General features: G+C 74.4%; 6 protein-coding genes. 3 read left to right on the top strand and 3 right to left on the bottom strand.

The window, feature by feature from the left end:
- Positions 1–163 precede the first annotated feature (163 nt).
- The 3 genes from E1166_RS28030 to mtrA form a co-directional block, all read right to left on the bottom strand.
- Positions 164–1,969 (bottom strand): LpqB family beta-propeller domain-containing protein, encoded by a 1,806-nt coding sequence (locus E1166_RS28030; protein ID WP_132342899.1) that lies wholly within the window; start codon positions 1,967–1,969, stop codon positions 164–166.
- Entirely contained in the window at positions 1,966–3,705 is a 1,740-nt protein-coding gene (gene mtrB, locus E1166_RS28025; protein WP_243710561.1) for an MtrAB system histidine kinase MtrB, read from the bottom strand. Before mtrB ends, E1166_RS28030 begins: the two co-directional genes overlap by 4 nt.
- A gap of 88 nt (positions 3,706–3,793) precedes the next feature.
- Positions 3,794–4,483 carry an MtrAB system response regulator MtrA gene (gene mtrA / locus E1166_RS28020; protein ID WP_088977546.1) on the bottom strand — a complete coding sequence of 230 codons (690 nt, stop codon included), beginning with the start codon at positions 4,481–4,483 and terminating at the stop codon, positions 3,794–3,796.
- A gap of 217 nt (positions 4,484–4,700) precedes the next feature.
- On the opposite strand from mtrA, the gene E1166_RS28015 reads away from it, so the two are divergent.
- The 3 genes from E1166_RS28015 to E1166_RS28005 are packed head-to-tail and all read left to right on the top strand — an operon-like array spanning position 4,701 to position 7,512.
- The gene (locus E1166_RS28015; protein WP_132342897.1) at positions 4,701–5,555 is read left to right on the top strand and encodes a hypothetical protein; all 855 of its coding nucleotides are present in this window, start codon (positions 4,701–4,703) and stop codon (positions 5,553–5,555) included.
- The gene (locus tag E1166_RS28010) at positions 5,552–6,121 is read left to right on the top strand and encodes a DUF4129 domain-containing protein (RefSeq protein ID WP_243710560.1); all 570 of its coding nucleotides are present in this window, start codon (positions 5,552–5,554) and stop codon (positions 6,119–6,121) included. The genes E1166_RS28015 and E1166_RS28010 overlap by 4 nt, the downstream gene beginning before the upstream one ends.
- Positions 6,118–7,512 carry a DUF4350 domain-containing protein gene (locus tag E1166_RS28005; protein WP_132342896.1) on the top strand — a complete coding sequence of 465 codons (1,395 nt, stop codon included), beginning with the start codon at positions 6,118–6,120 and terminating at the stop codon, positions 7,510–7,512. Before E1166_RS28010 ends, E1166_RS28005 begins: the two co-directional genes overlap by 4 nt.

The raw sequence follows: 7,512 nt of genomic DNA, 5'->3' as shown, positions 1-7,512 counted from the left end.
GGGACGTACCGGGCCGGGCACCAGCGCCCCGAGCGCCTCGACGCACGCCGGGCAGAAGCCGCGCCGCAGCGCCCGGCCCCGCCCCCGGCAACCGGCGCACTCTGCCGGCAGCACCAGATCGGTCAGCTCCGCCCAGAGCCCGCCGACGTCCCGCACCGCGCGCTCAGGACAGGAAGAAGGGGGCGGTCGGACTGCCGGGACGCGCGCCGTTCGGCGGCGGCGACACATCCACGACCTGGTCCCGCCGGATCGTGTCCCGCTGCGGGTAGCGGTAGGCCACCCCGTTCGCCTCGTACATGATCAGCACGGTGGGCAGCGGCACCACGGGGTTGGTCGGGTACGCCGCCAGGTGCGTCACCCGGGCGCCCACGTCGGCTACCAGCGCCGTCTCCATGGCGCCGTCGATGCTCACCTCGTACACCGCCGAACGGCCGGTCGTGCCGGCCAGAACCAGGGTGTTCTCCCCCGCCCAGTCCACCGCCGACAGGTCGGTCAGCGAGGTGGCCACCTTCCGGGCCGGCCCGGCGGTGACCACGCCACCATCCACGTTCACCGACGCCAGGTGCAGGACGCCGCCGATCACCACCGCGATCCGGTGGCCCTCCAGCGAGGCGGCCACCGCGGTGACCGGCCCGGCGACGTTGAGCGGCACCGGGTCCATCCGGCCCCGGTCGTCGAAGCGCCACAGCCGGCGATCGGCCACCACCAGCCCGTACGGCTGGCGGGGGTCGGGTGAACGCAACCAGACCGGCCGCCCGATCGTGCCGAAGATCTGCGGCGACGGGTTGACGATCTGCACCCGCCCGTCCCCGGAACCGGTCGCCAGCCGCTGCCGGCCGCCCGGGGCACGCACCACCAGGGCGGCGAGCACCCGACGGTCGCCCCGGCTGAGCCCGGCCGAGAACACATCCCGGTTGACCTCCGGCGCCAACGGCACCGGGGCGCTTCCCTCGTCGGGCAGGGCCAGCGGGTGGACCGCCCCCTCGTAGACGGTGAACCGCTGCGGGTTGCCGGTGACCGGGTAGGCCGGGTGCTCCAGCCGGTGCCGCCGCAGGTCCGGGATCATGACCCGCGACTGGTTGCGGGTGGTCAGTTGCAACTGCCCGTCCAGTTCCGGCAGGGACCACGCCAACTGGATACCGATCTGCGCGAGCCTGCGGTTGTCGTCACCGGGCAGATCGAGGTTGACCTCCCACCGCCCCTCGTTCTCGATCGCGTTGTTGATCAGAGCGGTCCGGTCCGGCAGGCGGCTGGCACCGGTGCTCAACCACTCCGAGGGACCACCGATCAACCACTTGACCACCTCGCTGACCCGCCGCTCGTCAGGCACGGCCAGCGGCAGGTAGCGCTGGTCCGGCACCAGTCGACTGCCGTCGGAACTCCAGAAGTAGACCGGCCGGGTCTGGTAGTACTGGCGCAGCGCGTCGACACCGAGCAGCAGCACGTTCGGCGGGTCGGTGACGAACAGACCCGCCTCCTCGGTGCCCTCCTGCTCGGGCAACACCGAACCCCGCAGGCCGAACCGGTACTCGGTCTCGGTCACCACCGGCGGCGCGAGCACGCCGTTGGCGCGTAGCAGCCCGATCTGCTGCACCGGCAGCCGCACCGAGAAGAGCCCGTTGGCGTTCTCGGTGATCACCGGCCGCTCGGTCAACCGGACCACGTTGACCGCGATCTCGCTGCCCTGCTTCTCCTGGAGCCGGGCCCGGTTCTCCGGCGCGATGAACTGCTTGACCCGCTCGTACGCCCGCTCCGGCTCACCGGCGGCGGCGGAGAGGAAGTTGCGGACGAAGGCCGCCCGGTCGTCGCCGCTGGCCGTACGGGTGGGCGGCTCGCCCCGGCGGAAGCTGGCGGCACCCGCCGCGACCGCCGGCCCCGACCCGTCCACCTGCACCTCGGTGTGCGCCGGGATGCCGCACCCGGCCAGCAGCAGCACCGCGCCGACCACACCGGCGAGCGCCCGCCTCACGGCCGTGCCTCCGCCCGGTCGTCGTCCGGCTTCGGCGCCGGCCCGATGGTCGAGCCGCCCCCACCGGCCGAGCTGACGGTCGAGCCGCCTCCATCGGCCGGGCCGATGGCCAGCACACCTGCACGGGACGGACCGATGGCCAGCATTTCCGCATCGCCGGGGCCGCCGAAGGGCAGCGTGGCGTCGGCGGGCACCAGGCGCAACGGCGAGGTGGTGAGCCGGTCACCGGCCCGGGCCGGCAGGGTGAGCCGGAACTGGGCGCCCTGCCCCGGTGCGCCCCACGCCTCCAGCCAGCCGCCGTGCAGCCGGGCGTCCTCCAGGCTGATCGACAGGCCCAGCCCGGTGCCGCCGGTCTGCCTGGCCCGGGACGGATCGGCCCGCCAGAAGCGGTTGAAGACCAACTTCTCCTCCCCCGGCTTGAGCCCGACCCCGTGATCGCGCACGGTGATCGCGACGGCGGTCTGGTCCATGCCCAGGGTGATCCGCACCGGCTTGCCCTCACCGTGCTCGACCGCGTTGCCGACCAGATTGCGCAGCACCCGCTCGACCCGGCGCGGGTCGACCTCGGCGATCACCGGGGTGCTGGGCACGTCCATCTCGACGGGCACGCCCAGCCGCTCGGCCAGGGCGGCCAGCCGGTCGGCCACCCGGTGCACGATGGGCGTCACATCGGTCGGTTCGGCGTCGAGCATCGCGAAGCCGGCGTCGAAACGGCTGATCTCCAGCAGGTCGGTGAGAAGTTCCTCGAACCGGTCCAGCTCGGCCTGGAGCAGCTCGGCGCTGCGGGCCACCGCCGGGTCGAACTCCGCCCGCTCCGCGAAGATCAGGTCGGCGGCCATCCGCACCGTGGTCAGCGGGGTACGCAGCTCGTGCGACACGTCCGAGGTGAACCGGCGTTGCAGGCGGGACATCTCCTCCAGCCGCAGGATCTGCCGTTGCAGGTTGGTGGCCATCTGGTTGAACGACGCGGCCAGCAGGGCCAGGTCGTCCTCGCCGTTGACCACCATCCGCTGGTCGAGCAGGCCGGCGGAGAGCCGCTGGGCGGTGCGGGCGGCCACCCGGACCGGGGTGACCACCAGGCGGGTCACCAGGGCGGCGAGCAGTCCGAGCAGCAGCACCAGGGCTAACCCGGTGGCGAGGACGGTGGCCCGGGCGTCGGCGGCGGCGGCGTCCTGCCGGGTGAGCGGCACCAGGTAGTACAGCTCCAGCTGGCCGAAGCTGGTCGGCACCGGCGAGCCGTACACGAGGTATTTGGTCCGCTGGTCGGCGAGCCGGCCGGTGCGGATCTGGTGGGCGACCTTGCCGTCCCCGACGGCGGCCCGCAGCTCCCGGCTGACCAGCGGGCGGATGTCCGCCGCCGGGGAGGTGCGGGTCTCGATGATCCCCGCGTAGCGGTCGGCTGTGATGGCCACCACCACCCCGCTGGTCTGCTGCGGGTCGCCGCCGGCCAGGTAGTTGACCGTCCCCTCGATGGTGTCCTGGAGTTGGGCCGCCTGGGGCTGGCTGTAGAGGGAGAACTGCTTGCCCGCGTAGTCGCTGCCGCTGCGCAGCCGCAGCAGCGTGTCGGTCTTGGCGTTCTCCAGCAGGATGTCGGTGATCTTGTTGGCGATCAGGTACGCGAAACCTCCGACGAGCAGGCTGGAGACCACCAGGGTGATGGTCACCACCCGCACCTGCAACGAGCGGCGCCAGGTCTGGTGCAGCCCGGCGGCCAGGCCCAGCGCCCGGCCGGCCACGGCACGCCCCAGCGCCCGCGCGGCGGGACGCCAGCCGGCGGTGGTCTCGGGGGTGGGGCTCGAAGCGCTGGTCACGGTGCAGACCAGGCTATCCGGTACCCGCCTTGTAGCCCACGCCCCGCACGGTCAGGATGATCTCCGGCCGCTCCGGATCCGGTTCGATCTTGGCGCGCAGCCGCTGCACGTGCACGTTGACCAGCCGGGTGTCCGCCGCGTGCCGGTAGCCCCAGACCTGCTCCAGCAGCACCTCCCGGGTGAAGACCTGGCGGGGCTTGCGGGCCAGCGCGACCAGCAGGTCGAACTCCAGCGGGGTGAGTTTCACCTCCTCGCCGTCCCGGCTCACGGTGTGCGCCGGCACGTCGATGGTGATCTGGTTGCCGGGCGGCCCGATGGTCAGCATCTCCGGGGCGACGTCCTCGCCGCGGCGCAGCCGGGCCCGCATCCGGGCCACCAACTCCTTGGGCTTGAACGGCTTGACCACGTAGTCGTCGGCGCCGGACTCCAGGCCGAGCACCACGTCCACGGTGTCGCTCTTGGCGGTCAGCATGACGATGGGCACGCCCGACTCGGCCCGGATCGCCCGGGCCACGTCGATACCGCTCATACCGGGCAGCATAAGGTCGAGCAGGACGATGTCGGGTCGGTTGTCCCGGAACGCGGCCAGCGCCCGTTCCCCGTCGGCGACGAAAGAGGGCAGGAAGCCCTCACTGCGCAGAACGATGCCGAGCATCTCGGCGAGCGCGGGGTCGTCGTCGACCACCAGTACCCGGGCTCTCATGGGATTTATGGTTCCATCCCCGTTCAGTCAGGTGGGATCGGCGTCACCCGGCACGGTACTGCCCTGGCCGGCGTGCCCGCACGTTCCACGCGGAACAACGCCGACCGGGTCGCCCGTCACCGGCTCCGGGCCTGCGGGTCCACCGGGTCACCGCGGCCGTGTCACCATGATCCCCCGGGCGTGCCGCCGCCCGCCACCGTGACCGTCAGGAGTACGCGTGCCCGAGGTCGGCCCGACAGCCGTGCTCCCGAGGCGTCCGCTCACCGTCGGGGAGCTGCTCGACTCGGCGGTGCTGCTGCTGCGCGCCCAGGGCCGGCTACTGCTCCCGCTGGGCGTCCTGCTCGCCGTCGGCGAACAACTCCTGCTGCTCCCACTGCGCCTCGCCGCCGACCTGCGGGGGCCGACGTACTGGCCCGACGGGTGGGACCAGTTCGTCGCGTACTGGCTGCTGCTGGCCTGCGGCGCCGGAACCGAGGCGGTGATCGTCACGCTGCTCGGCAACCCGGCCGCCCGGGCCGGGGGCGCGGCGCTGCTCGGTCGCCGCGCCGGCGTAGGCGAACTGCTCCGTCCCCGGGGTGCCCGGTGGGGGGCCACCCTGCTGCTCGCGGTGCCCGTCGGCATCCTGGTCGTGCTCGGCGGTCTGCTCGGGCCGCTCTGGTTCCTCGCCTGGGCGGTGTTCGGCTCGGTGGCCGCCGTGCTGGCGGTGGACCGGCTCGCCGGGCACCTCGCGCTGCCCCGGGCCACCCGGCTCGCCGTCCGCGCCGGTGGCCGGGCCGCCTGGGTACGCCTCCTCGGCTACCTCGGTTGGTGGATCCTGCGGGTCGGCCTCGCCCTCGGCGGCTATTTCGGGCTGGCCCGGCTGGACCTGGTCGACCTGGCCGACCCGGCGACGGCGACCGTCGCCGCCATGACCGCCTGGACGGCGGTGAACGCCGTCGCCTACCCGGCCCTGGCCTGCCTCGACGCGGTGGTCCACCTGGACAACCGGATGCGCACCGAAGGGCTCGACATCCGCCTCTCCCGCTCCCCCGGCCACCTCGCCGAGCCCGTGCTGCTGGCGGCCGACCGGTGAGCATCAGCCGCCGGTGGACCGAGGCGATCGCCGCCCTCGGCGACGTCGTGCCGCTGCCGCTGGCCGCGGCGCTGCTCCTGCTGCTCGCCGGGCTGGTGGCGGTGGCCTGGTACCACTACCCGACCTGGGTGCCCCGCCGGCTGCCCCGGCTGCGGATGCCGCAGCTCGGGCGGTGGCGGGGACCCCGCCGGTCGGTCGACGTGGCGGTGTCGCGGTTGCCCCGACCCCGAGTCGGCGACGATCATCCGGGCGGCACCCTCGCCGACCGGCTGGCCGCCGAGGGGCGCTTCGCCGACGCCGTGCGGGAACGGCTGCGCGGCATGGTCCGCCGGCTGGTCGCCGCCGGAACGGTCACGCAGCGCCCCGGCCTGACCGTGACCGAACTGACCGAGGAGGCGTCGGGCAACCTGCCCGCGGTCGACCCGCCGCTGAGCGCCGCAGCCGCCCTCTTCTCCGCCGTCTGGTACGCCCACCGCCCCGCCTCGGCCGACCACGACCGGCGGATGCGGGAACTCGCCGACGAGCTGGACCGGGTGCTCGCCGACCGGTCCGAGGAACCGCGATGACCACCGCCGTGTCGCCCACGCCGGCACCCGAGCGAACGGCCCCGGCCCGGCGGCGACGCCGCCGCCGGCACCGGATCGCGCTGCCGTGCGCACTCGCCGCCGCCCTGATCGTGACCACCCTGGTCGCCCACGCCGTGGACCAGCCCGACCCGGCCGCCCCGGGATTCCTCTCACCGGTGGCGGCCACCGAGCACGGCGGCAGCCGGCTCGCCGGGGCGTTGCGCGGCCGGGGCGTCACCGTACAGCGGGAGAGTGACCTGCTACCTGCCCTGCTGGCCCTCGACGACCGGCCGGCGACGCTCTTCGTACCGGCCCCGGAGCTGCTGCACCCGGACACTCTCGGCGCACTGGGCGACCTGCCCGCCGGCACCCGGCTCGTGTTGGTCGACCCGTCCCGCCGCGTGCTGGAGCAGGTCGGCCTGCCGGTGGTCCGCACCGACCGCCGCTGGGCGGCCCGCGCGGTGCGCCCCGACACCGACGGTCGGCCCTGCCCGCTGCCCGAGGCGGCCCGGGCCGGCAGCGCCGCCGCGGCGCTGCAGCACTACGCCGCGTCCCCCGGGCACGCCGGCGAACTGCGCCGTTGCTACTCCGGCGGCCTGGTCCACCTGCCGTGGACGGCCGACGTGGTCGTGATCGGGGCGAGCGATCCGTTCCGCAACGACCGGATCGACGAGTGGGGCAACGAGGAACTGGCGGCCGGGCTGCTCGGCCGTCACGGCCGGGTGGTCTGGCTCGACCTGGACGGCCCCGCCCCGCCGCCGCGGCTCGGCACCGGCTCCACCGGCGAGCCGGCCTGGTCCCCCCTCCCGGGCGAGGCGCCGGATGAGCGCCGGGACGACGACGGCGGCGCAAACGGTGGCCCGGCCAACGGGGGCTCCGACGACGGCGGCTCCGACGACTCGCCGGACCAGTCCGGCGGGGAGCGACCGGACGGCGACAACCCGCTCTGGGCGGCCTTCCCCACCTGGTTCTGGGCCCTGCTGCTCCAGCTCGCGCTGGCCGCGCTGCTGGTGGTGCTCTGGCGGGCCCGCCGGCTCGGTCCACCGGTCACCGAGCCGCTGCCGGTGCGGGTCCACTCCGCCGAGACGGTCCTCGGCCGGGCACGCCTCTACCAACGGGCCCGGGCGCGGGGCCCCGCCGCCGCCACCCTGCGCTCAGCCACCCGGGACCGGCTGCGCACCCGGCTCAACCTGCCCGCCACCGCGTCGCCCGACGAGGTGACCGCCCTGGTCGCCCGGTACACCGGTGACCATTCCGACGAGATCCACGAACTGCTCTACGGCGCGACGCCGGCCACCGACGCGGAATTGCTGGCACTGGCGCGGTCCCTGGACCGGGTGACCCGTACCGTCGCGGCAGCACACCACCCGAGCGAAGGAGATCCCCGGTGA

The sequence above is a fragment of the Micromonospora sp. KC213 genome, assembly GCF_004348325.1.
Classification (GTDB): domain Bacteria; phylum Actinomycetota; class Actinomycetes; order Mycobacteriales; family Micromonosporaceae; genus Micromonospora.
Note: the sequence above shows the minus strand (reverse complement) of the source record. Positions and strands in the feature narration are given on the sequence as shown.